Genomic DNA, 21,367 nt, shown 5'->3' with positions numbered 1-21,367 from the left:
GCCCTGCAACACATTCCGTTACATTCGCGCCAGCAGACGCGGTGTAAGGTGCCCTCCATTCACGCGCCATGAGCCCCCCGTACGAGCCCTTGCATGACCAAACCCGACCACATCCTCATCGTCGACGACGACCCCGAGATCCGTCAGTTGCTCTCCACCTACCTGGATGAAGCCGGCTACCGCACCTCGGTGGCGGCCGAGGGTCGCGAGATGCGCAAGCGCCTGGAAGAACACCGGGTCGACCTGGTGGTGCTCGACTTGATGCTGCCCGGCGAGGACGGCCTGAGCCTGTGCCGCGAGCTGCGCGTGCGCAGCAACATCCCGGTGATCATGCTGACCGCCCGCGGCACCCTGGTGGACCGCATCGTCGGCCTGGAGATGGGCGCCGACGATTACCTCGGCAAGCCATTCGACCCACGTGAGCTGCTGGCGCGGATCAAGGTGGTGCTGCGCCGCACCCAGAGCTTCCCCGAGCGTGCCCGGCTCGACGAAGCCGGCCGGTTGCGCTTCGCCGGCTGGAGCCTGGACACCGCCACGCGCCAGTTGCGCTCGCCCGCGGGCCTGGTGATCAGCCTGGGCAATTCCGACTACCGCCTGCTGCGCCTGCTGCTGCAGCACCCCAACCGCGCGCTGAGCCGCGACTTCCTGCTCAACCACGTGTTCGACCGTGAGCGCGAGCCGTTCGATCGCAGCATCGACGTGTGCGTCAGCCGCGTGCGCCAGCACCTGGGTGACGACCCGCGCAACCCGACCTTGATCCGCACCGTGCGCAACGAGGGCTACATGCTCACCGTCGACGCAGTGCTCAGCGAATGACCCGCTGGTGGCCGCGCTCGCTGCAGGGGCGCATGGTGCTGATCCTGGTGGGTGGTGTGCTGGCCTCGCAGTTGCTGACCAGCAGCATCTGGTACGAAGTACGCCAGACCCAGGTGCTGGAAATTCCCCTGCGCCTGTTGGCCGGGCGCATGGCCGACCTGCTGCGCGTGGCCCACGACCAGCCGGCGCAATTGCCGGCCTTGCTTGACGGCATGGAGTCCTCTCGTTGGCATCGCCTGCCAGCGTCACCGCCCCCAGGCAAACCCGTGGAACCTGCGCATGCACGGCTACTGCAGGAACTGCTGGCGGCACGTACGGACGGGCCTGCCCCGATACGCCTGCTTCAGCTTGATATCGTCAACGGCGAAGGCCGCCCAGGCGGTGCAGCGATGCTGCTGCGTGGCGCGCCGGCGAGCGTGCGCGCCGTGGTCGAACTGACCTTGCCCGATGGCCGCCCGCTGTACCTGCAAGCCACCGAAGACCAGGGCTGGCGCAATGCATCGATCGGCTCGCTGGTGTTCGACTTCATCTTCCGCATCTACCTGTTGCGCAGCATCGCCGTGGTGCTGATCGCGCTGCTCGCCGTGCGCCTGGCCTTGCGCCCGCTCAAGCAGATGGCGGCGGCGGCCGAGGCGCTGGGGCAGGATATCCACCGGCCGCCGCTGAGCCTGGACGGCCCGCAGGAAGTACGCCAGGCAGCCCAGGCGTTCAATGCCATGCAACGCCAGCTGATCGACAGCATCGCCGAGCGCACGCGCTTCTTCGCCGCCGTCTCCCACGACCTGCGCACGCCGATCACTCGCCTGCGCCTGCGTACCGAGCTGCTGCCAGAGGAAAACCTGCGCCAGCGTTTTCGTGGCGACCTGCAACATATGGAAGACATGGTGTCGGCCAGCCTCGACTTCCTGCGCAGTGGCGAGCTGGAAGAAGCCCGCGAGCCGGTGGACATCGACGCGCTGCTGATGGGCCTGCAAGCCGACTTCGAAGACCTCGGCTGTGAGGTCCGCGTCAGTGGCCATGCCCTGCCCTACCGCGCCCACCCCAGTGGCCTGCGCCGCTGCCTGCAGAACGTGCTGGACAACGCCCGCCAACATGCGCCGGGGCCGGTGGATATCGAAGTGCGGGATACGCCGGACCGGCTGCGCATCCAGATCGGCGACCGCGGGCCGGGGGTCGAGGCGGAGCACCTGCAGCGGGTGCTGGAGCCGTTCTACCAGGCCGACCCTTCACGCAGTGGTGGTGGCCATGGGTTGGGGTTGAGCATTGCTGCCAGCATTGCCAGTGCCCATGGTGGCAGCCTGAGACTGGGGCCGAGGATCGGTGGCGGGTTGCTCGTAACCCTCGACCTTCCGAGACCGTTGTAGGAGCGGCCTTGTGTCGCGATAGGGCTGCGAAGCAGCCCCAGGTTGTCAGCGTGAAGCAGAGATTGCCTGGGCTGCTTCGCAGCCCTTTCGCGACACAAGGCCGCTCCTACAAGAGATCGCAGTAGCCCCGACGATTTGTGCATCACCGCTGAATCCCCGGGGCCGCGTCGCGGCCCTTTCCGACCGGTCCGGCGCCCCGGCAAGGGCGCTCCCACAAGGGCGGGTTACCAGGTCAGGCAGATCTTGCCGAAATGCCGGTTGCTCTCCTGATAGCGGAACGCATCGACGATCTGCTCCAGCTCGAAATGCTTGTCCACCACAGGCCGCAAGCCATTGGCATCGATCGCCCGCACCATCGCCTGCTGCTGCGCACGGCTGCCCACCAGCACGCCTTGCAGACGGATCTGCCGCACCAGTGCCTGCACCAGCGGCAGCTGCCCGGCCACGCCGGTGAGAATGCCGATCAGCGACACATGCCCGCCGATGCGCGCGGCGATCATCGACTGCTCCAGGGTCGCCGGGCCACCCACTTCGATCACATGATCGACGCCGCGATTGCCGGTAAGCTCACGCGCCTTGTCGCCCCAGGCCGGGGTGCTCTTGTAGTTGATCAGGTGGTCGGCGCCGAGCGCTTTCAGGCGTTCGAGCTTGGCGTCGCTGGACGACGTGGCGATCACCGTGGCCCCCGCCAGCTTGGCGAACTGCAGGGCGAAGATCGACACGCCGCCGGTGCCCTGCACCAGCACCGTGTCGCCGGGCTTGAGGTGGTCATCACTCATCAACGCACGCCAAGCGGTGAGGCCCGCCGTGGTCAGGGTGGCTGCCTCGGCGTGGCTGAAGCCTTGGGGAGCCAGGGTGAAGGAGGTAGCCGGAGCAGTCACCTGTTCGCGGGCGTAGCCGTCGAGGCCATCGCCGGGCACCCGGGCAAAGCCTTCGACATTGGCCTGGCCGTCGAGCCAATCGGGGAAGAAGGTGCTGACGACGTTTTCGCCAACCTTGAACTCGCTGACGCCCGCACCGACCGCGACCACTTCACCGGCACCGTCGGCCATGGGGATACGCCGCTCGCTCGGGCCCCACATGCCGCTGACCACGGCGAAGTCGTGATAATTGAGGGAGCTGGCGTGCAGGCGCACGGTGATTTCACCGGCCTTGGGTGCGGGAGCTTCACTGGTGCCGACTTCGACCTTGTCGTAGCCGCCGCCGGGTTGCACATAGATGGCCTTGCTGGTCATGACTGGGGCTCCATTCAGAGAAAGACTGGGGTTCAGCATAGCCATTTCCGGCCTCTTCGCGGGCAAGCCCGCTCCCACAGGATCTCCACAAGCCTGAAGCATGTGGGGTCGCTGTGGGAGCGGGCTTGCCCGCGAAAGGGCCTGCACAGGCAGCAGAAGGCTCAGCCCAAAAGCACCCTCAAAGCGCGGCAATCGGCAGCATGCCAATCCACCAGCTCAGGCCACGGGTTGTCTGGCAAATTCACCAGCACCGTACGCGCGCCAGCGGCCCGCCCACAGTCCAGGTCAAAGCGGTAGTCCCCGACCATCACCAGCTCGCGGGGCGCCACGCCCCAGGCACTGGCAATCTTCAACAGCCCATCCGGGCTGGGCTTGGGCTCAGCCTCATCACGCCCGAGAATGTGCTCGACCTGGAAGCAGTCGGCCAGGCCGATGGCCTCCAGCGTCACATGTGCCAGCTCCCGCGCATTGCGGGTCAGGATGCCCAGGCGGCAACCGCGCCCGGCCAACTCACGCACCAGCTCCACTGCCCCGGTGGCGGCTTTCGAGGCAATCGCCAGATCACGCTCATGCTCCAGCAGCCAGGCATGCTTGGCTGCCGCTTCCGCCGCTGGCAGCGCCGCCAGGTGGGTGAGAATGTCGTGCTCGGCCGGGATGTCCAGGGCCACACGGATGGCGGCGAAATCGTGCACCGCCACGGTCAGGGTGCCGTCCATGTCGAACACCCAGTTGCGGATTTGGCCCAGGCTCATGCCCAGTCCTTGCGGTGGCGAATCAGCCCTTCCTGGGTCGACGACGCCACCAGCTGGCCGGCGCGGTTGAAGATGCTGCCGCGGCAGAAACCACGGGCATTGCCGGCCCACGGGCTGTCGGTGGCGTATAGCAGCCACTCATCCGCACGCAGGTTGCGGTGGAACCACAGCGAGTGGTCGAGGCTGGCGATCTGCATGTCGCGCTGCCACACCGACTTGCCATGGGGCAGCAGCGAAGTGGTCAGCAGGCCGAAGTCGGAGGCGTAGGCCAGCAGGTACTTGTGCAGTGCAGGTACGTCAGGGAGGGTACCGTCGGCGCGGAACCAGGCGTACTTCACCGGGTCGCCGGGCTGGGGGTTGAACGGGTCGCGCTCGGTCACCGGGCGAATCTCGATCGGCTTGGCGCATAGCACCTTGTCGCGGATGCGTTCGGGCAGCTTGTCGGCATGGGCGCTGGCCAGCTCGACTTCGGTCGGGAGGTTTTCCGGGCCGACCACGTCGGGCATCTGCACCTGGTGCTCGAAACCTTCCTCGTCGTACTGGAACGACGCGCTGCAGGTGAAGATCGGCTGGCCCTTCTGGATCGCCGTCACCCGCCGGGTGCTGAAGCTGCCGCCATCGCGCACGCGGTCAACCGAGTACACCACCGGCAAACTGGCATCGCCCGGGCGCAGGAAGTAACCGTGCAACGAATGCACGTGGCGCGCATCCTCGACCGTCTGGCTGGCGGCCGACAGCGACTGGCCCAGCACCTGGCCACCGTACAGCTGGCGGAAGCCCAGGTCCTGGCTGCGGCCACGGAACAGGTTCTCCTCGATCGACTCGAGGCTCAACAGGTCGACCAGGTCGTCCAACACATGACTCATCGGGGGTTCTCCTAGCAAGGCATCACAGCTCTACGGCGCTCTCAGGTGGGAAATGATACAGGGTTTGCCATTGACGCCGTGCATGACGGCTCATTCAGTGCGCAGGGTCTGCTCCCAATGCGCACGGTCGATGCGGTACAGCACATGGGGGCGCAGCGGGTGGCCAATGGGCAGGCGGGGGTGGTCGAAGCTGCCATTGACGTCCTGGACCATGCCAATGGCCTGCATGACTTTCTGCGACGGCAAGTTGCTCTCGCTAGTGAACGACACCACCTCCTCCACGCGCAATTGGGCGAAAGCACAACGCAGGCAGGTCCACGCCGCCTCGCTGGCAAACCCCAGGCCCCAGTGGCGCCGGGCCAGGCGCCAGCCAATCTCCACCGCCGGGGCGAACGGCGCGTCGAAATTGACATTGAGCAGCCCCGTCATGCCGATGAACGCCCCACTATCCTTGCGCTCCAGGGCCCACAGGCCAAAGCCGTACTCATTGAAATGCCCACGGATCCTGCCAATCAGCGCCGCGGCTTCCAGCCGTGTCATCGGCGCCGGGAAATAGCGCATCACCTGCGGGTCGGCACACAACGCGGCGAACTCGCGCAGGTCGTCATCGTGCCATTGGCGCAGCACCAGGCGCGCGCTTTCCAGGTGAAGGATGGGGGTCATGGGGCGAGCTCCGGTTTTGCGGTGGGGCATTTAACAGCGTAGGCGCGGCCAGGTTTTTCACGCAACAGGCGGCGCCCAGAATGCAATTTTCACAACCCCTTCACCGGCCCCCGACAGACGGCTGCGCACAATGCCCCCAATCCACCGCCGCGCCATTGGAGTGACGCATGCAACCAGGCAACACCTTGGGCCATCCCGCCATCCACGCCCGTCGCAAGCGACGCATGTCACGCAAAGCCCTCGGTGCTGCACTCGGCCTGTGCATGGTCATCGCGGCTGTGACCACCTGGCTGGCGACGAGGACCCATATCGTGGACCTTGGCAATGAGCAACAGTTGAGCGAAAGCGGCCTGCTGCAGGACTGGGCCGACGGTGCGGTAATCGTGATGATCCGCCATGCCGAGCGTTGCGACAGCGCGCCCGGCCCGTGCCTGAACGACCCCACCGGCATCACCGTGGCTGGCAGCGAGGCCGCCACGCGCGTAGGCCAAGGGTTGAAGCAACTGGGCCTGGGCAATGCCGATTTGCTCGCCAGCCCTAAAGTGCGCACCCAGCAAACTGCGCACTTCATCCTTGGCCAGAGCGTACCCAGCGAAGCCTGGCTGGAAAGCTGCGACAACCAGTTCGCCAGTGAAGCGCTGGCGCGCAAGCGTGCGGGGCACAACCTGGTGCTGGTGACCCACAATGGCTGCATCGACCATTTCGCCCGCCAGCAGCGCGTGGCTGGCGGTGAACGCGAGAGCAATTACGCCAGCGCGCTGTTTGTCTCGGTGGACGCCAACGGCAAGGCGCGGATCCTTGGCCGCCTGAACGAGCCGGACTGGCAACGCGTATTGGCCAGCGCAGGGAAATAACTGGCAAGATCAGCGCTGGCCCCGATTGCGAACTCCCCATGCCGTTGCCGCTGATCTACCACGAAGACTACAGCCCGGAATTCCCCGCCGAGCACCGCTTTCCCATGGACAAGTTCCGCCTGCTGCGCGACCACCTGGTAGACAGCGGGCTGACCACCGACCAAGCCCTGCTGCGCCCGGACATCTGCCCCAACGATATCCTCGCCCTGGCCCATGACCGCAGCTACATCGAGCGCTACATGAACGGCGAACTGTCCCGCGAAGACCAGCGCCGCCTCGGCCTGCCCTGGAGCGAGGCCCTGGCCCGGCGCACCGTGCGTGCGGTGGGCGGCTCGCTGTTGACCGCCGAGATGGCGCTGCAGCACGGCATCGCCTGCCACCTGGCCGGCGGCACCCACCACGCCCACCATGACCACCCGGCCGGCTTCTGCATCTTCAATGACCTGGCAGTGATCAGCCGCTACCTGCTCGAAGCCGGCCGCGTGCACCGGGTGCTGATCTTCGACTGTGATGTGCACCAGGGCGACGGCACCGCGCGCATCCTCCACGACACCCCGGAGGCCATTACCGTATCGCTGCACTGCGAGCAGAACTTCCCGGCACGCAAGGCCCACAGTGACTGGGACATTCCCCTGCCACGCGGCATGGGCGACACGGCTTACCTGAAGGTGGTGGAAGATGCGCTGAACTACCTGCTGCCGCTGTATCAACCTGATCTGGTGCTGTACGACGCCGGCGTCGATGTGCACAAGGACGATGCCCTGGGTTACCTGCAACTCACCGACCAGGGCCTGGCAGCGCGTGACGAAATGGTGATGCGCCACTGCCTGGGCCGCGATATCCCGGTGGTCGGCGTGATCGGTGGTGGCTATAGCAAGGACCGTGAAGCCTTGGCCAAGCGCCACGGCATTCTTCACCACAGTGCGGCACGGGTCATGGGTTGTTCACAATGACTGTGGAACCGCTTGTGGATAACCTGCGGGAAAGGCGCTGCAGCCCTTTGCCAGTCTGGCCTGCAGAACAATGATCATTTTTTGTCCAGTGCTTCTGCCGGCCCTGCTGCGCTAGAATGGGCGGCCTTTTCCACAGCCTGCGGCCCACCATGCCAGAAAAATCCCCCGCAACCCCTCCCCTGGCCGTCGTCATTGGCGGCGGCCCGGCCGGCCTGATGGCCGCAGAAGCCATGGCCCAGGCGGGCCTGGCGGTGGAAGTGTTCGACGCCATGCCATCGGTGGGCCGCAAATTCCTGCTGGCCGGCGTCGGCGGCATGAACATTACCCATTCGGAAGCTTATCCACAGTTCGTTTCGCGCTATGCCGAGCGCGAGGGTCAGATCGACGGGTTATTGCGCGACTTCGATGCCGATGCGCTGCGCCAGTGGATTCATGGGCTGGGGATCGAAACGTTTGTCGGTACTTCGGGCCGGGTTTTCCCCACCGACATGAAGGCCGCCCCGCTGCTTCGCGCCTGGCTGAAGCGCTTGCGTGACAATGGCGTAGTTATCCACACCCGTCATCGCTGGCTGGGCTGGAATGCCGACGGTAGCTTGCAGATTGCTTATCCACAGGGCGAATTGCAGGTCAAAGCCGACGCCGTGGTGCTGGCCCTCGGTGGCGCCAGTTGGGCAAGACTGGGCTCAGATGGTGCCTGGCAGCCATTGCTGGCCGAACGCGCTGTGGAAATCTCGCCATTGCGGCCGAGCAACTGCGGTTTCGAAGTGGAGGGCTGGAGCCCACTGCTTGTGGACAAGTTCGCGGGTGCCCCGCTGAAGAATATTGCCTTGAGCGTACCGGGCATGGCGCCGCGCAAGGGCGAATTCATCCTCACGGCGCAAGGTGTCGAAGGCAGCCTGGTGTATGCATGGTCGGCGCAGCTGCGCCAGGCCATCGAGCATGAAGGGCATGCCAGGCTGTTGCTCGATCTGCTGCCGGACAAGCCTGTGGACAAAGTTGCCCAGGCACTGGCCAAGCCGCGGGGCTCGCGTTCGATGGCCAAGCATCTGCACAGCCAGCTGGGGATCGACGGGGTCAAGGCGGGGTTGCTGCGGGAGCTGACGGATCAAGCGACGTTTACCGATCCTGAGGCGCTGGCGCGGGCGATCAAGGCCTTGCCGATCACGCTGGTGAGAACGCGGCCGCTGGACGAAGCGATCAGCAGTGCCGGTGGCGTGCGATTCGAAGGGCTGGATGAAGGGTTGATGGTGCGCGCAATGCCGGGGGTGTTCTGCGCCGGCGAGATGCTGGACTGGGAGGCACCGACCGGCGGATATCTGCTGACAGCCTGCTTTGCCAGCGGGCTTCGTGCGGGGCGTACTGCAGTGGATTGGCTGGCGCGATCTGCCTGATGAATTGCCGGGGCTGCTTTGCAGCCCTTTCCGACCGGTCCGGCGCCCCGGCAAGGCCGCTCCTACAGGGAATCGCGTGCCCTTTGTAGGAGCGGCCTCGTGTCGCGAAAGGGCCGCAAAGCGGCCCCAGAGATCTCAAGGCTTACGCTTGCGCGGCCCGCCGTTGAAGCTCGGCACTTTACGCACGGCCTTGACCGCCGGCTCACCAGCCCCCGCCTCGGCACTGTCCATCCAGCGCCCCAGCCCGCGCTTGGCGCTGTTTTCCTTCGGCTTCTTGGGCTTCTTCGGCTTCTTGATCACCTGGCCACTGGCATCGGTCATCGGTACCCGGTGCTCGGGGATGAAGTCAGGCTCTTCATGGCGCGGCAAGGTCTGCCGGGTGAGCACTTCAATCGCCGACAGCATCTGCACTTCATCGGCACACACCAGCGAAATCGCCTCGCCCTTGTTGCCGGCCCGGCCGGTACGGCCGATGCGGTGCACGTAATCTTCGGCCACGATCGGCAGATCGAGGTTGACCACCAGCGGCAGGTCGTCGATATCCAGGCCACGGGCCGCGACATCGGTCGCTACCAGCACCTGGATCTCCCGCGCCTTGAAGCTGTCCAGCGCGCGCTGGCGGGTAGCCTGCGGGCGGTCACCGTGGATGCCGTCGGCATTCACGCCTTCAGCCAGCAAGCGCTCGACCAGCTGATCGACGCCATTGCGGGTCTTGGCGAACACCAGCACCTGTTTCCAGCGCTGCTTGCGCAGCAGGTGCATGAACAAGTCGGCCTTGCGCTTCTTGTCCACAGGCACCAGCCACTGCTTGACGGTGGTCGCCGCGGCGTTGCGCGGGCTGACTTCGATGCTCAGCGGGTCGTTCAGGGCCAGGCCCGCGAGCATGCGGATCTGCTCGGAGAAGGTGGCGGAGAACAGCAGTGTCTGGCGCTTGCGCGGCAAGGCGGCGTACACCGACTGCAGCTCCTCGGCAAAGCCCAGGTCGAGCATGCGGTCGGCTTCGTCGAGCACCAGGGTCTGCACCTGGTTGAACTTCACCGCGTTCTGACGGAACAGGTCGAGCAAGCGACCGGGTGTGGCGACCAGCAGGTCGACGCCACGGCGCAGGCGCATCATCTGTGGGTTGATGCTGACCCCGCCATACACCGCGTAGGTGCTCAGTGGAAGGTTCTCGGCATACTCGCGCACGTTGTTGTGGACCTGCTCAGCCAGCTCGCGGGTCGGCACCAGCACCAGCGCGCGGATCGAATTGCTGGCGACCTTTTCACCTTCCAGGGCCAGGCGCTGCAGCACCGGCAGGGCGAAACCGGCCGTCTTGCCGGTACCGGTCTGGGCCGCGGCCATCAGGTCGCGACCGGCCAGCACAGCAGGGATGGCCTTGGCCTGGACTGGCGTCGGGGTGGTGTAGTCCAGCTGCTGCAAGGTACGCAGCAGGGGTTCGATCAGGCCGAGTTGGGCGAAATTCATGGCAATACCGTCAGGGGGTTCAGCGAAGGCGGCAAGTTTACCGCATCGCCCCTGGCTACTTGCAGATTTCGCCCTTCATCCGTTGTTGATGGCCAAGCACCGCTGCGGCAGCTGAACAGGGGCGGTTTCCTTCTGCTGCGACTTGAGGCTCCTGGCAAGAATGCACCGAGGCCGCAACCCCGCTGCCTCAACGTGACAACTCACCAGGAGTTCTCAGTTATGGATCTCAGTCAAGTAACTTCATCGGACCTGATGTCTTTCGGCAAGCTGGTCGTTGTCGAGTGCACCATCGACGTACTGCATCTGGGCAGTACCTATCCGGTAGTACTCAGCCAGCGCAGTGATTATGCAAACACTTTCGACACTTCCCTTTGGAACTGGGCGATGAAAGGTACTCCAGGCGCTGACTACAAAGACGCGCAAAAAGTCTTCAAGCTTATCTACCACTCGCAGACCCCAAACCGCTTGAACTATCGATTTTGCGGGACTTCGGATAACAACGGAAAACGCCTGGCCTGCAGCCACAAAGGTTATGTCGGCATGTATGCCGCTGCAGATGCAACCAAGTTCTTCAAAATTGAACCCCTGGCGTGGGATGGCACAAAGCTCCAGTGCCGCTGGCGTAACCACTTGGGCGAAATCGTGAAAGTTGGCGATCTCAAGAATGACCCCAAGTATGGTGGTGCGAAAGGCGGGCTCATCGATCACCTGAATGTACAGATTCCTGGGGACTGCATGTTCTTCATCACCCCGATCCGCTAACAGTCAATCTGAGCGCAGGGCGACGGCCGCTAGCACCCCGTGCCGTCCCTTGGTTACTTACAGGTTTCGCCCTTCAACGGCTGCACGGGCGCCTTGCGCCACTGCGGCAGGCCGATCAGCACCACCGCACCGATGATCACCGCCATGGCCAGGCATTCTTCCGCACCGATCTCTTCGCCGGCAAAGATGATGCCCAGCAACACCGCCACCGCTGGGTTGACGTAGGCATAGCTGGTGGCAGCGGCAGGGCGCACGTTCTTGAGCAGGTACATGTAGGCGCTGAAGGCGAGGATCGAACCGAACAGCACCAGATAGGCCAACGCGCCCCAGCCAGCAGCACTCGGCATCTGCGTCATGCGCTCACCCGACAGCACGCTGCCCAGCAGCAATACCGCACCGCCTACCAGCATCTCGGCGGCACTGGCCATCGGCCCCTGGGGCAATGGCAGGCTTTTGCTCCACACCGAACCGAACGCCCACGAAGCCGCAGCAAACAGGATCAGCGCCGCGCCGATGGGGCTGGCCTGCAGGTTCGAGCCGAGGTTGAGCAAGCCAATGCCGAGCAGGCCAAGGAATATCCCAGCCCATTCCAGCCGCGAATTGCGGTGGCCGAACAGCAAGCCGAACACCAAGGTGAATAACGGAACCGTGGCCACCGCCAACGCCGCCACGCCCGATGCCACACCAGCATGCTCGGCCACGGTCACACCGCCGTTGCCACAGCTGAGCAGCAGAAAGCCGATGGCACCTGCCGCACGCCATTGTGGCCAGGTCGGAGCTGGCACCCCGCGCCAGCGCAGAAACCCGTACAGCAAGCCACCGGCGATCAGGAAGCGCACGCCCGCCATCAGCATCGGCGGCCATGACTCGACCCCAATGCGGATGAACAGGTAAGTGGAACCCCAGACCAGGTACAAGGCCAGAAAGGCGCCGACGAGCAAAAGCGGAAAGCGACGGGAGGCAGGCATGGCAGGCAACTCAAAAAATCCGTTTTCGGGTGACCGAGTTTAGGGCTGTGTTCAAGTAAAGATAAGTTACAAAACCGCTCCAAATGAGCGGCACACTTTTGCTGCGCTGCTCAGGCGAACTTGGCCAAGGTTTCGCGAACTTTCGCCGCAGGCGTTTTCTGCAGGCGGCACAAGAGTTCGTGGGAAAGTTGCTGGACGCCATGGCTCTGGCGCAGCACACCGGCCAGGTGTTGCAGCAGGTTGGCAGCCATTTCGGCATCGGCCATGGCCCGGTGCGCAGTACCGGTGTCCGGCAGCCCGGCCCAGCGGGTCAGGGTACCCAGCTTGTGGTTCGGCGCTGCCGGCAGCAGGCGCCGTGACAGCAGCAGGGAACAGGCGAAGGACTGCTGGCGGCTACGGCCGATGCGGCCCAGTTCGTAATCCCAGAATTTCTGGTCGAAGGATGCGTTGTGTGCCAGCAGCGGGGTATCACCGACGAACTCGGCCACTTCGTTCATCACCCTGTCCACCGGCGGCGCACTGCGCAGCATGGCGGTGGTGATGCCGGTCAGCCCGGCGACGAAAGCTGGCACCGGCACGCCGGCGTTCATCAGGCTCTGATAGCGCTCGACAATACGCCCGCGTTCCAGCATCACCACTGCCACCTCGGTGGCGCGGCAGCCGGCGCCGGGTGAAATGCCGGTGGTTTCAAAGTCGATTACAGCGATACGTTCCACAAAAAACCTCAGTGCTTGAGCAACAGCGCGCCTTCGATGGGCACATAACGGGTGGCGGCACGAATCAGTGACAACGCCGTCAGACCGGGGACGCCATAAACCACAGCCTCAGTGCCGTGGCGCTGGATGACCCGCTCCAGCAGCAGGTCGAAGTCACCATCACCGGAGGCCAGCACTACCTGATCGACCCGGCTGGCGGCATCGATCACATCGAGGGTAATACCCACATCCCAGTCACCCTTCGCCGAACCGTCGCTGCGCTGGATGAAAGGTTTGAGGCGTACGTCAAAACCCAGATTGCGCAGGATCTGCTGAAACTGCTGCTGCTTGCTGTCGCCACGGTCGATGGCGTAGGCCACGGCCTCTACGATCTCGCCTTCGCGGCTGACGTCCTTCCACAATGCGGTGTAGTTGAAGTGGCAGCCGTGGGCCTGGCGCACGGTGTAGTAGAGGTTCTGCACATCGGCGAACAGCGCGATCTTTTTCACCTTGGAACCTCTCCGGTCTGCAGGGGCTGCTGTGCAGCCCTTTCGCGACAAAAGGCCGCCCCCACAGGTCCTGCACCAGCTTCAGACACTGTGCAATCTTTGTAGGAGCGGCCTTGCGTCGCGAAAGGGGCGCAAAGCGCCCCCCTAAAATGCAGCCAGTATGCCAGACCGGTCAGACGAACGTATCGTCATCCGAGAAGAAGCCACCATCATCACTGCCGTAGTCGGTATCGGTCCAGCCGCCCTGGTCGTTGCCCCAACCGCCGTTGTCGGCAACCTGCTGCTGCCCGCCCTGGTCATTCCAGCCGCCGCTGTCACTGGCCGGAGCTGGCTCTTCCTTGATCACCTCGACCACTTCCTCAGGCTGCGAGTGGTGATTGAACAGGCTGCTGATGCCTTGCGCCAGCAACACGCCACCGGCAACCCCCGCAGCGGTCTGCATCGCACCACCCAGGAAGCTGCTGGCACCGCTACGCGCTGGTGCGGCGCCAAAGCCGGGTTGTTGCGGTTGTGCTTGTGCCTGCATTTGCGGCTGCGGCTGCGGCTGGGAGAAGCCCGGCGCGCTCGGCTCACGCCAGCCACCACCCGACGTTACCGGCGCGCTGGCGCGCTGCGGCTGAACCGGCTCCGGATTGCGCGCACCGGCACCGAAGATGCTGGAGAGGAACCCACCACCCCCATTGCCACTGCTGGCACGTGTCGCCTCAAGCTGGGCCCGCGCTTGCTTGAGCTCGGCCTCCAGCTGCTTGTTCTGTTCGTCCAGGCGCTTGATAGCGGCTTCCTGAACCAGAATCGCCTGGGTCATGTAGTAAGGCGCCGCCGGCTGCTGGCGGACGTGCTCCTCGATCCGTGCCTGCGCCTGCGCGTCACGTGGCTGGCTTGGGTCTTCGGCTTGCTTGATGCGGCCGAACAGGCCGTCGATCAGGGTTTGTTCATCAGTGTTCATTGGGCTACCTCATGGGCTAGCAGGACATCGGACATGGCAAAGATGGGGCGCTCGGGCGAAGGATTCAATCACTGCACGGGTGAAACTTTTTTCAGCAAGTGACAGCTCTGGGCTAAAGTTATGCCCCTGTTTTTACTGTCTTGCGATGTTGACTGATGAATCCGCTGAGCGTTCTGCGCGACTCCCTGTACTTCTTCCGCCGCCACCTGGCCAGCATCATCCCGCTGTGCCTGCCACTGGTGGTGCTCGAAGCCCTCATCACCCAGCTGCTGTACCGCCAACTGGGCGACCAGGCCTCGCCGGCCTACGGCATGCTAGTCAGCCTGTTGTTCTACCCGCTGTACAGCGCGGCGCTGATCCTTTACCTGGACACCCGCAGCAACGGCCAGGACATCCGCAAACGCGACCTGATCGCCCGCGCCTTGCAGCTGTGGCCGCAACTGGCCCTGCTGATCACGATCAGCTCGCTGCTGATCATGGCCGGCCTGGCCCTGCTGGTGTTCCCGGGCGTGTGGATCATGATCAACCTGGTGTTCGCCGAATACCTGCTGGTGCTGCGCGGCCTGCCGGTGGTGCAGTCGATGCGCGAAAGTGCGCGCATGACCACCGGGCACTTCATGCGCATCATGATCTGCGTGCTGGGTGTGCTGGCCCCGATCTGGCTGATCGACGGGCTGTTGCTGATGGCCTTCCCGGAGCCTGCGCCCGGGGTAGAGCTGGCGATGGATAGTCTGAGCGGTTTCCTTCAGTTGTTCAGCACCGTCGTGCTGTACCGCCTGTTCATGTTGCTGGAAGGCCAGGCTGACAGCTGATCAGTCTATTCGGGGAAAGGTTACGAGCTGTCAGTTCTCCCGTGGGCCCACTAGCGTGGGCCTTCGTTATTTCACATCGGAGGAGAACGCCATGCCCGCCACACCCATGCCTGCCAACTGGATTGATAGCCTTGAGGTTTTCCTCGGCACCTTGCACACCGTGGAAACTTCAAGCGAGTCAGCTCCCGTCGAACAGCGCCGGTCTGTTTATCGAAGTTACTTCGAAGACAGCCAAGGTAAAATCATCGATGGGCAAAGCGACTGGATCATTGCCGGCAAAGAACAGCAGGCTTATGTATTTCGATTCTTGCTGCATTCAAGAACTGATGATCGGCTGCACTTCATGATTTCTGGAAGCGGACCCGATCACGACAAGCAAGTAGGCATTAGCCGCAACGGGTATCTTGGCCTCTACAAATACGCGACAGTCAGCGACTTCATCAAGGTGGAGCCGCTGAAGTGGTCGGAGGATTCACTGTTGTGCCGGCTGCGCGATCATCTCGGCCAGACAGTCAAGGCGCGCCATGATTCGCCAACAGATACTCCTCGCTTTTCCTACATGAACACCCAGAAAGGTTCTGAGATCCGCTTCTTGCTCCAACGCGTTCCTGCCAGAGCACTTTAGAACTTTTCTGGCTTAAGTACCGCGTGGTTTGGCCCGCGCGGTAGCCTCGGCCACCAAGGGGTCGTCCGGCCAGTAGTGCTTGGGATAGCGCCCCTTCAAATCCTTCTTCACTTCGGCATAAGTCGTGCGCCAGAAGTTGGCCAGGTCCTGGGTCACTTGTACTGGCCGCCGTGCCGGCGACAACAGGTGCAGCTTGACCTGCTGGCGGCCCTGGGCGATGCGCGGCGTATCGGCCAGGCCGAACAGCTCCTGCAGGCGCACGGCGAGAATCGGCGGGATTTCACTGTAGTCCAGGCGGATGTTCGAGCCGGACGGCACTGCCAGATGTGCCGGCGCCCATTCGTCCAGGCGCTGTGGCAATGGCCAGGGCAGCAGGTTGCGCAAGATCGATGACAGGTCCAGGGCGGCGAAGTGGCTCAGGCGCGAGACCTTGCCCAGGTAGGGTTGCAGCCAGTCTTCCAGACTTGCCAGCAGCGCTTCGTCAGCCAGGTCGGGCCATTCGCTTTGGCCCTCCTTGTCCAAATCCAGTTGACGCAACAGCGCTACCCGCGCTTGCCATTGGCGCAGCTCCGGGGTCCAGGTCAGCAGGTTCAGGCCTTTGCGCCGCACCAGGCCGATCAATGCCCGGGCGCGGGCTTCGTCGTCCAGGCCAGGCAGCGGCTCGCGGCTGAGCACCAGTTCGCCAACCTTGATCTGGCGCTCGGCACGCAGCACCTGTTCACGTTCGTCCCAGTCGAGGATGTCGACGCGCTCCACCTGCTCCGCCAGTACATCGTCGAGCAGCGCAGGCTCGAACTCAGCCGCAAGATAGATTCGCTCCTCACGCTGGCCCTGGCGGCTGCCAAGGTCGGCGATCACCAGCCACGGGCATTTCATCAGCGCATCAACTTCAGCAAACAAGGCGGCGCGGCCGTTGGCCAAGCGATATTCCGCACTGCCCTCACGCCGCTGCTGGGCGACTCGATCGGGATAGGCCAGCGCCAGCAGGGCGCCGAGCCAGCGAGGGTGATCGGGGTCGGCAACCGCTGCTCCGGGCTTGCCACGCAGCAAGCCACGGTACTGGCGGGCGAGCTGCCGGGCGCGTTGCACGCCGCCCTGGCCTGCGCGGCTGGCCTTGCTCTCGCCACTGACCAGCGCCAGCCGGCTGTGCAGGTCGGCACCGCCACCACGCTGGATATCGCGCTCGCCGAGCAGGGCCGCGACATCGCAGGCCATGCTCGCCAGCCCGAGGTCCTGGCCGCGAAGCAGCAGGTGGGCGATGCGTGGGTGGGCCGGCAATTCGGCCATGGCCTGGCCATGGTCGCTGAGGTTGTCACGGCTGCCCGCCTTGAATGCGCCAAGGCGTGCCAGCAGGTCCTGGGCCTGGGAGTAGGCCGCCGCAGGCGGCTGGTCTAGCCAGCGCAACTGATCAGGCCTGACGCCCCAGCGGGCCAGTTGCAGAGCCAGGCCGGCAAGGTCGGCCTGAAGAATCTCGGCGCTGCCGTGGGCAGCCAGCTGGTCATGCTGGGCCTCGGACCACAGGCGGTAACACACCCCCGGCTCCAGCCGCCCCGCGCGGCCGGCGCGTTGGGTGGCGCTAGCGCGGGAGATACGCTGGGTATCCAGGCGGGTCATGCCACTACCCGGGTCGAAACGCGGCACCCGCGCCAGGCCGGCATCGATGACAACGCGCACACCATCGATGGTCAGGCTGGTCTCGGCGATGTTGGTGGCCAGCACCACCTTGCGCAGGCCCTTGGCTGGCGGGTCGATGGCCGCACGCTGGGCATTGAGGTCGAGTTCGCCGTGCAGCGGGCAGAGCAGAACATCTGGCCGTTCACCCAAGGCATCCTGCAGGCTTTGGTGCACACGGCGGATCTCGGCCTGGCCAGGCAGAAACACCAGCACGCTGCCAGGCTGTTCGGCCAATGCCAGCAGCACGTTATCCACAACCCGTGGCTCGATGAACTCGCCCGGCTGGAACGGCCGGCCCCAGCGGATATCCACCGGGTGCATGCGCCCTTCACTGCTGACCACTGGCGCGTCGTCGAGCAAACGCGACAGGCGCTCGCCTTCCAAGGTCGCGGACATCAGCAGGATTTTCAGCGGTGGGTCGTCACGTAACAGCTCGCGGCCATTGAGGCTCAGCGCCAGGGCCAGGTCGGCATCCAGGCTGCGCTCATGAAATTCGTCGAAGATCAGCAGGCCCACACCTTCAAGTGCCGGGTCGGACTGCAACCGGCGGGTGAGGATGCCTTCGGTGACCACCTCGATGCGCGTGTTCGGCCCGACCTTGCTGTCCAGGCGGATGCGATAGCCCACGGTTTCACCAACCTTTTCGCCCAGCTCGCTGGCCAGGCGCTCGGCCGCGGCCCGCGCAGCCAGGCGGCGCGGTTCGAGCATGAGGATGGTCTGCCCGGCCAGCCACGGCTCGTTGAGCAGCGCCAGCGGCACGCGGGTGGTCTTGCCCGCACCGGGGGGTGCTTCGAGCACGGCTTCGTCGCGGTTTCCAAGGGTTTGGCGCAGGGCGGGCAAGACAGCATCGATCGGTAAAGAAATCATGGTGGTCCTCGAACAGTCTGGCGAGTATAACGGCGAACCCAGCCTGCTCTATCATGGTCTTAGCTTCAGGTGCTGGCGCTTCGCTTGCCCTGCTGAACACCTTTTCGGAGATTTACATGCGCATCCCATCCCGCGTCATTGGTGGCGCCCTGATCGTCACCCTGCTGACCCAGCTGACGGCCTGCGGCACCATTTTCTATCCCGAGCGCCGTGGCCAGATCGGCGGCAAGATCGACCCCGTGGTCGCCGCCATGGACGCCATCGGCATCCTGTTCTACGTGATCCCAGGCCTGATCGCCTTCGGCATCGACTTCGCCACCGGCGCCATCTACTACCGGGGCGGGCACACCGCTCAGGTCGACCCGGCAAAATTGCGTGATGCCGTCAGCCCGGATGGCAAGGTCGACAACCTCAAGCTGCAAGCCATTCTCGAAAGCGAACTGGGCCAGCGCCTGCCGCTGGATGACCCACGGCTGATCCAGCACCGCGGCAGCGTCGAGCAGCTGGCGGCCTTGGGCCTGGTACCTGCGGCCTGATACCCACGAGGACTTCACCCTGGGCATGATTACCCCGGCAGAACACCAGCGTTTACTGCGCCTGGCCACCCGCGCCTCACTGGCAGTGGCCAGCATCCTGGTCGTGAGCAAGGCGGTGGCCTGGTGGCTGAGCGGTTCGGTCAGCCTGCTGGCCGGGTTGACCGACTCGGCACTGGACGCAGTCGCCTCGTTCCTCAACCTGCTGGCCGTGCATTACGCCCTGCGCCCGGCCGATGACGACCATCGCTTCGGCCACGGCAAGGCCGAGGCCCTGGCCGGCATGGCCCAGGCATTGTTCATCGGGGTGAGCGCGGTGCTGATCGGGGTACAGGCTGTCGAGCGCCTGCAAGCCCCGGAGCCGCTGGGTGACACCGCCATCGGCATCGGCGTGATGCTGCTGTCGCTGGCGCTGACCATCGCCTTGCTGGCACTGCAACGCAAGGTCATTCGCCTGACTGGCTCGACCGCAGTGCGCGCCGATTCACTGCATTACCGCTCCGACCTGCTGCTCAACGGCAGCATCCTGCTCGCGCTACTGCTGGCACGCTTCGGCTGGCCGCAACTGGATGCGCTGTTCGGTCTGGGCATCGCGTTCTACATCCTCTGGAGTGCACTGCAGATCGCACGCGAAAGCACGGCTATCCTCATGGATAAGGAATTGCCCGGCGACATTGGCGAAGGGATGGTCGAGCTGGTCCTGGGTATTCCGGGCGTCAAAGGCGTGCATGACCTGCGTACGCGGGTGTCGGGCAACCAGTGGTTCGTGCAACTGCACCTTGAGTTGCCCGGGCAGTTGCCATTGAATGAAGCCCACGACCTGTGCGTGCGGGCCTCGGAGGTCATCCGCCAGCGTTATCCAAGGGCGGATGTGATGGTGCATGCCGATCCGGTGTGACTCAGTTGACGCTGTAGCCCCTGCCGCTGAAGCAGGCGCTCAGCGCCCGTCGGTAGTTGCTCGCCACTTCGATGGGCGGCGCATAAGGCGCCGTTGCCGGGTCGAAGCCTGACTGGCTCACAGCCCAGCGGTGACACTGATAGCGGTCCTGATCCTGCTGCTCCTGCCCTTGGCCGTACATCGGGTAGGCAATCACGTCGTAGCTGTTGCCGGCCGGGGCTGCCGCTGGCAACGGTGCCGGTGCCATGGCGGGCGGGTTGACCACGACGTACTCCTGGCTGTCAGCCAGGTACTGGTAATAGGTGTCAGCCACCAGAAAGAACAGAGCGCCACCCAGCCAGACTTCCCGTGCATAGGACGGCAAGTAGTTGACCCGCACGCCGTAGGGCGGGGTCACCACCACGTAGCTGCCACCGTGCGGGCGATACCAGTAACCACCGGAGTAGAAGTAGTCATTGCCGCGATACGGCACTTTCCAGTAGCGGTCCGGGAAGTGATCGATGGTGTGCCCAGGGCGATACTGCGGCCCGGGGCCCCAGCCATTACCGTGGCCGTCCGGGCGCCCCTGCCAGTCGCCGCCGGGCCGTTGCCCCGGGCCGCCGGCTTGCCAGTGGCGATTGTCGCCGTTGTGCCGGGGGATATCCTGGTAGTAGCCCTGCCGCGCGGGCTGGGTCTGTTGCACTTCGTCACGCGAGTTGAGTGGGCGGCCCGGGCCACCCTCGTTGCCACGCCCCTCGCCATGCCCCTCGCCCGGCCCTTCGGCCATGGCCCCGAAGCTGATGCTCAAACCCAACAAACCAACACCTGCCAACTGCCAGATGCGCGACTTCATGTTGTTCCTCACGGTAAAGAAAACGGCATGCTGCCAGTCTACCGCGCCGGCACCACGGGCAGATGAAATCGCGGCCATGAAAAAAGGGAGGCCATTGGCCTCCCTTTGAGAATTGTCGTCCGTGCTCGGCACTTGTGGCGCCGGCTCACCTCACAGCGTCTTCTGGAAGCTGTGTAGCCCGGGGGCCTGCAGATCCTGTTGGATGGCTGGCCGCGACCGCCCGCCTAGGGCGCGTCGCCGTGGACTGATGTCCGGGCAGTGATTCTGTAGGTAACGATACGGGAGAGGTTGCGGCAGAGGATTGCGAAGATTGCTCAGATAAATAGCACTTGCGCAATTTTTAACCCTGGATCGATAATTCACCGCAATCTGAACAGAAAAGGCCTTTTCCATGAGCAAACTTGACCGCTACGACCTGAGCATCCTCGCCGAATTGCAGCGTGACGCACGCATCTCCAACCAGGAGCTGGCCGAACGCATTGGCCTGTCGCCATCGCCATGCTCACGTCGGGTCAAGCAATTGGAAGACGACGGCTATATCTCGCGCCAGGTCGCCCTGCTCGACCGCAAGAAGCTTGGCCTGAGCCTGACCGCCTACGTGCTGATCGGCATGGACCGGCACACCCCGGAACGCTTCGAGACCTTCGAAGCCGCCATCCGCAACCTGCCGCAGGTGCTCGAGTGCAGCCTGGTCACTGGTATGGATGCCGACTATCAGCTCAAGGTGGTGGTGCCGGACATGGACCACTACCAGAAATTGCTACTAGGCAGCCTGACCCGTATCGAAGGCGTTACCAGCGTGCGCTCGAGCTTCGTGCTCAACCAGGTGCTGGCGAGCACCGAGCTGCCATTGACCCACCTGCGCTAAACGCCGGCTCCCCCGCG

General features: G+C 64.3%; 22 protein-coding genes. 11 read left to right on the top strand and 11 right to left on the bottom strand.

The window, feature by feature from the left end; translation table 11 throughout:
* The first annotated feature begins 93 nt into the window (after positions 1-93).
* On the top strand, positions 94-816 hold the full coding sequence (locus BUQ73_RS01790; RefSeq protein ID WP_079226436.1) for a response regulator: 723 nt from the start codon (positions 94-96) through the stop codon (positions 814-816).
* On the top strand, positions 813-2,180 hold the full coding sequence (locus tag BUQ73_RS01785) for an ATP-binding protein (RefSeq protein WP_079226435.1): 1,368 nt from the start codon (positions 813-815) through the stop codon (positions 2,178-2,180). Before BUQ73_RS01790 ends, BUQ73_RS01785 begins: the two co-directional genes overlap by 4 nt.
* 224 nt (positions 2,181-2,404) lie before the next feature.
* Here the strand turns inward: BUQ73_RS01785 and BUQ73_RS01780 are convergent, their stop codons facing one another.
* The 4 genes from BUQ73_RS01780 to BUQ73_RS01765 all read right to left on the bottom strand — a co-directional run bounded on the left by BUQ73_RS01780 (position 2,405) and on the right by BUQ73_RS01765 (position 5,696).
* Positions 2,405-3,415 (bottom strand): zinc-dependent alcohol dehydrogenase family protein, encoded by a 1,011-nt coding sequence (locus BUQ73_RS01780; RefSeq protein WP_079226434.1) that lies wholly within the window; start codon positions 3,413-3,415, stop codon positions 2,405-2,407.
* Between the two features lie 161 nt (positions 3,416-3,576).
* On the bottom strand, positions 3,577-4,167 hold the full coding sequence (locus BUQ73_RS01775; RefSeq protein WP_079226433.1) for an HAD family hydrolase: 591 nt from the start codon (positions 4,165-4,167) through the stop codon (positions 3,577-3,579).
* Positions 4,164-5,033 (bottom strand): acyl-CoA thioesterase II, encoded by an 870-nt coding sequence (gene tesB, locus BUQ73_RS01770; protein WP_027917732.1) that lies wholly within the window; start codon positions 5,031-5,033, stop codon positions 4,164-4,166. The genes BUQ73_RS01775 and tesB overlap by 4 nt, the downstream gene beginning before the upstream one ends.
* Before the next feature lie 90 nt (positions 5,034-5,123).
* Positions 5,124-5,696, bottom strand: a complete 573-nt coding sequence (locus tag BUQ73_RS01765) for a GNAT family N-acetyltransferase (RefSeq protein ID WP_027917733.1) — start codon at positions 5,694-5,696, stop codon at positions 5,124-5,126.
* Positions 5,697-5,863: 167 nt separating this feature from the next.
* Here BUQ73_RS01765 and BUQ73_RS01760 point away from each other — a divergent pair, with 167 nt between their 5' ends.
* The 3 genes from BUQ73_RS01760 to BUQ73_RS01750 all read left to right on the top strand — a co-directional run bounded on the left by BUQ73_RS01760 (position 5,864) and on the right by BUQ73_RS01750 (position 8,894).
* Positions 5,864-6,550 (top strand): histidine phosphatase family protein, encoded by a 687-nt coding sequence (locus BUQ73_RS01760; RefSeq protein ID WP_079226432.1) that lies wholly within the window; start codon positions 5,864-5,866, stop codon positions 6,548-6,550.
* 38 nt (positions 6,551-6,588) lie between these two features.
* Positions 6,589-7,503, top strand: a complete 915-nt coding sequence (locus tag BUQ73_RS01755; protein WP_079226431.1) for a histone deacetylase — start codon at positions 6,589-6,591, stop codon at positions 7,501-7,503.
* Between the two features lie 149 nt (positions 7,504-7,652).
* Positions 7,653-8,894 (top strand): TIGR03862 family flavoprotein, encoded by a 1,242-nt coding sequence (locus BUQ73_RS01750; protein ID WP_079230464.1) that lies wholly within the window; start codon positions 7,653-7,655, stop codon positions 8,892-8,894.
* A gap of 135 nt (positions 8,895-9,029) precedes the next feature.
* Here BUQ73_RS01750 and BUQ73_RS01745 read toward each other — a convergent pair whose 3' ends face one another.
* Entirely contained in the window at positions 9,030-10,361 is a 1,332-nt protein-coding gene (locus tag BUQ73_RS01745) for a DEAD/DEAH box helicase (protein WP_079226430.1), read from the bottom strand.
* A 219-nt stretch (positions 10,362-10,580) separates the two neighbouring features.
* On the opposite strand from BUQ73_RS01745, the gene BUQ73_RS01740 reads away from it, so the two are divergent.
* Complete coding sequence (locus BUQ73_RS01740) at positions 10,581-11,123, top strand: hypothetical protein (RefSeq protein ID WP_079226429.1); 543 nt, start codon at positions 10,581-10,583, stop codon at positions 11,121-11,123.
* 53 nt (positions 11,124-11,176) lie between these two features.
* Here BUQ73_RS01740 and yedA read toward each other — a convergent pair whose 3' ends face one another.
* The 4 genes from yedA to BUQ73_RS01720 form a co-directional block, all read right to left on the bottom strand.
* Positions 11,177-12,091 (bottom strand): drug/metabolite exporter YedA, encoded by a 915-nt coding sequence (gene yedA / locus BUQ73_RS01735; protein WP_079226428.1) that lies wholly within the window; start codon positions 12,089-12,091, stop codon positions 11,177-11,179.
* Between the two features lie 110 nt (positions 12,092-12,201).
* Positions 12,202-12,807 carry a PolC-type DNA polymerase III gene (locus BUQ73_RS01730; RefSeq protein WP_079226427.1) on the bottom strand — a complete coding sequence of 202 codons (606 nt, stop codon included), beginning with the start codon at positions 12,805-12,807 and terminating at the stop codon, positions 12,202-12,204.
* Between the two features lie 8 nt (positions 12,808-12,815).
* A complete protein-coding gene (locus BUQ73_RS01725; RefSeq protein ID WP_027917740.1) occupies positions 12,816-13,295 on the bottom strand; it encodes an NYN domain-containing protein in 480 nt (159 codons plus the stop codon).
* 172 nt (positions 13,296-13,467) lie between these two features.
* Positions 13,468-14,241, bottom strand: coding sequence for a DUF2076 domain-containing protein (locus BUQ73_RS01720; protein WP_079226426.1), 774 nt, complete (start codon positions 14,239-14,241; stop codon positions 13,468-13,470).
* A gap of 155 nt (positions 14,242-14,396) precedes the next feature.
* On the opposite strand from BUQ73_RS01720, the gene BUQ73_RS01715 reads away from it, so the two are divergent.
* Together BUQ73_RS01715 and BUQ73_RS01710 are read left to right on the top strand one after the other, a co-directional pair.
* Positions 14,397-15,053 carry a YciC family protein gene (locus tag BUQ73_RS01715; RefSeq protein WP_079226425.1) on the top strand — a complete coding sequence of 219 codons (657 nt, stop codon included), beginning with the start codon at positions 14,397-14,399 and terminating at the stop codon, positions 15,051-15,053.
* 91 nt (positions 15,054-15,144) lie between these two features.
* Entirely contained in the window at positions 15,145-15,678 is a 534-nt protein-coding gene (locus BUQ73_RS01710; protein WP_152031495.1) for a hypothetical protein, read from the top strand.
* Between the two features lie 12 nt (positions 15,679-15,690).
* Here the strand turns inward: BUQ73_RS01710 and hrpB are convergent, their stop codons facing one another.
* Positions 15,691-18,219: an ATP-dependent helicase HrpB gene (hrpB, locus tag BUQ73_RS01705; protein WP_079226424.1), complete on the bottom strand. Its 2,529-nt coding sequence runs from the start codon at positions 18,217-18,219 to the stop codon at positions 15,691-15,693.
* A 116-nt stretch (positions 18,220-18,335) separates the two neighbouring features.
* Between hrpB and BUQ73_RS01700 the strand changes: the two genes are divergently transcribed.
* The gene (locus tag BUQ73_RS01700) at positions 18,336-18,755 is read left to right on the top strand and encodes a polyribonucleotide nucleotidyltransferase (protein WP_079230462.1); all 420 of its coding nucleotides are present in this window, start codon (positions 18,336-18,338) and stop codon (positions 18,753-18,755) included.
* A gap of 25 nt (positions 18,756-18,780) precedes the next feature.
* Positions 18,781-19,650 (top strand): cation diffusion facilitator family transporter, encoded by an 870-nt coding sequence (locus BUQ73_RS01695; RefSeq protein ID WP_079226423.1) that lies wholly within the window; start codon positions 18,781-18,783, stop codon positions 19,648-19,650.
* A gap of 1 nt (position 19,651) precedes the next feature.
* Here the strand turns inward: BUQ73_RS01695 and BUQ73_RS01690 are convergent, their stop codons facing one another.
* Positions 19,652-20,482: a DUF6515 family protein gene (locus BUQ73_RS01690; RefSeq protein WP_079226422.1), complete on the bottom strand. Its 831-nt coding sequence runs from the start codon at positions 20,480-20,482 to the stop codon at positions 19,652-19,654.
* A 391-nt stretch (positions 20,483-20,873) separates the two neighbouring features.
* Here BUQ73_RS01690 and BUQ73_RS01685 point away from each other — a divergent pair, with 391 nt between their 5' ends.
* On the top strand, positions 20,874-21,350 hold the full coding sequence (locus tag BUQ73_RS01685) for an Lrp/AsnC family transcriptional regulator (protein ID WP_003249795.1): 477 nt from the start codon (positions 20,874-20,876) through the stop codon (positions 21,348-21,350).
* The last annotated feature ends 17 nt before the right edge of the window (positions 21,351-21,367 follow it).

This window comes from Pseudomonas putida (assembly GCF_002025705.1).
Taxonomy (GTDB): Bacteria; Pseudomonadota; Gammaproteobacteria; order Pseudomonadales; family Pseudomonadaceae; genus Aquipseudomonas; species Aquipseudomonas putida_J.
This window is presented reverse-complemented; position numbering and strand designations above follow the sequence as displayed.

Excerpts from the sequence above, each read along its gene's own strand:
- BUQ73_RS01790 (WP_079226436.1), top strand. The coding sequence starts at position 94 with ATGACCAAACCCGACCACATCCTCATCGTCGACGACGACCCCGAGATC.
- BUQ73_RS01785 (WP_079226435.1), top strand. The coding sequence starts at position 813 with ATGACCCGCTGGTGGCCGCGCTCGCTGCAGGGGCGCATGGTGCTGATC.
- BUQ73_RS01780 (WP_079226434.1), bottom strand. The coding sequence starts at position 3,415 with ATGACCAGCAAGGCCATCTATGTGCAACCCGGCGGCGGCTACGACAAG.
- BUQ73_RS01775 (WP_079226433.1), bottom strand. The coding sequence starts at position 4,167 with ATGAGCCTGGGCCAAATCCGCAACTGGGTGTTCGACATGGACGGCACC.
- tesB (WP_027917732.1), bottom strand. The coding sequence starts at position 5,033 with ATGAGTCATGTGTTGGACGACCTGGTCGACCTGTTGAGCCTCGAGTCG.
- BUQ73_RS01765 (WP_027917733.1), bottom strand. The coding sequence starts at position 5,696 with ATGACCCCCATCCTTCACCTGGAAAGCGCGCGCCTGGTGCTGCGCCAA.
- BUQ73_RS01760 (WP_079226432.1), top strand. The coding sequence starts at position 5,864 with ATGCAACCAGGCAACACCTTGGGCCATCCCGCCATCCACGCCCGTCGC.
- BUQ73_RS01755 (WP_079226431.1), top strand. The coding sequence starts at position 6,589 with ATGCCGTTGCCGCTGATCTACCACGAAGACTACAGCCCGGAATTCCCC.
- BUQ73_RS01750 (WP_079230464.1), top strand. The coding sequence starts at position 7,653 with ATGCCAGAAAAATCCCCCGCAACCCCTCCCCTGGCCGTCGTCATTGGC.
- BUQ73_RS01745 (WP_079226430.1), bottom strand. The coding sequence starts at position 10,361 with ATGAATTTCGCCCAACTCGGCCTGATCGAACCCCTGCTGCGTACCTTG.
- BUQ73_RS01740 (WP_079226429.1), top strand. The coding sequence starts at position 10,581 with ATGGATCTCAGTCAAGTAACTTCATCGGACCTGATGTCTTTCGGCAAG.
- yedA (WP_079226428.1), bottom strand. The coding sequence starts at position 12,091 with ATGCCTGCCTCCCGTCGCTTTCCGCTTTTGCTCGTCGGCGCCTTTCTG.
- BUQ73_RS01720 (WP_079226426.1), bottom strand. The coding sequence starts at position 14,241 with ATGAACACTGATGAACAAACCCTGATCGACGGCCTGTTCGGCCGCATC.
- BUQ73_RS01715 (WP_079226425.1), top strand. The coding sequence starts at position 14,397 with ATGAATCCGCTGAGCGTTCTGCGCGACTCCCTGTACTTCTTCCGCCGC.
- BUQ73_RS01710 (WP_152031495.1), top strand. The coding sequence starts at position 15,145 with ATGCCCGCCACACCCATGCCTGCCAACTGGATTGATAGCCTTGAGGTT.
- hrpB (WP_079226424.1), bottom strand. The coding sequence starts at position 18,219 with ATGATTTCTTTACCGATCGATGCTGTCTTGCCCGCCCTGCGCCAAACC.
- BUQ73_RS01700 (WP_079230462.1), top strand. The coding sequence starts at position 18,336 with ATGCGCATCCCATCCCGCGTCATTGGTGGCGCCCTGATCGTCACCCTG.
- BUQ73_RS01695 (WP_079226423.1), top strand. The coding sequence starts at position 18,781 with ATGATTACCCCGGCAGAACACCAGCGTTTACTGCGCCTGGCCACCCGC.
- BUQ73_RS01690 (WP_079226422.1), bottom strand. The coding sequence starts at position 20,482 with ATGAAGTCGCGCATCTGGCAGTTGGCAGGTGTTGGTTTGTTGGGTTTG.
- BUQ73_RS01685 (WP_003249795.1), top strand. The coding sequence starts at position 20,874 with ATGAGCAAACTTGACCGCTACGACCTGAGCATCCTCGCCGAATTGCAG.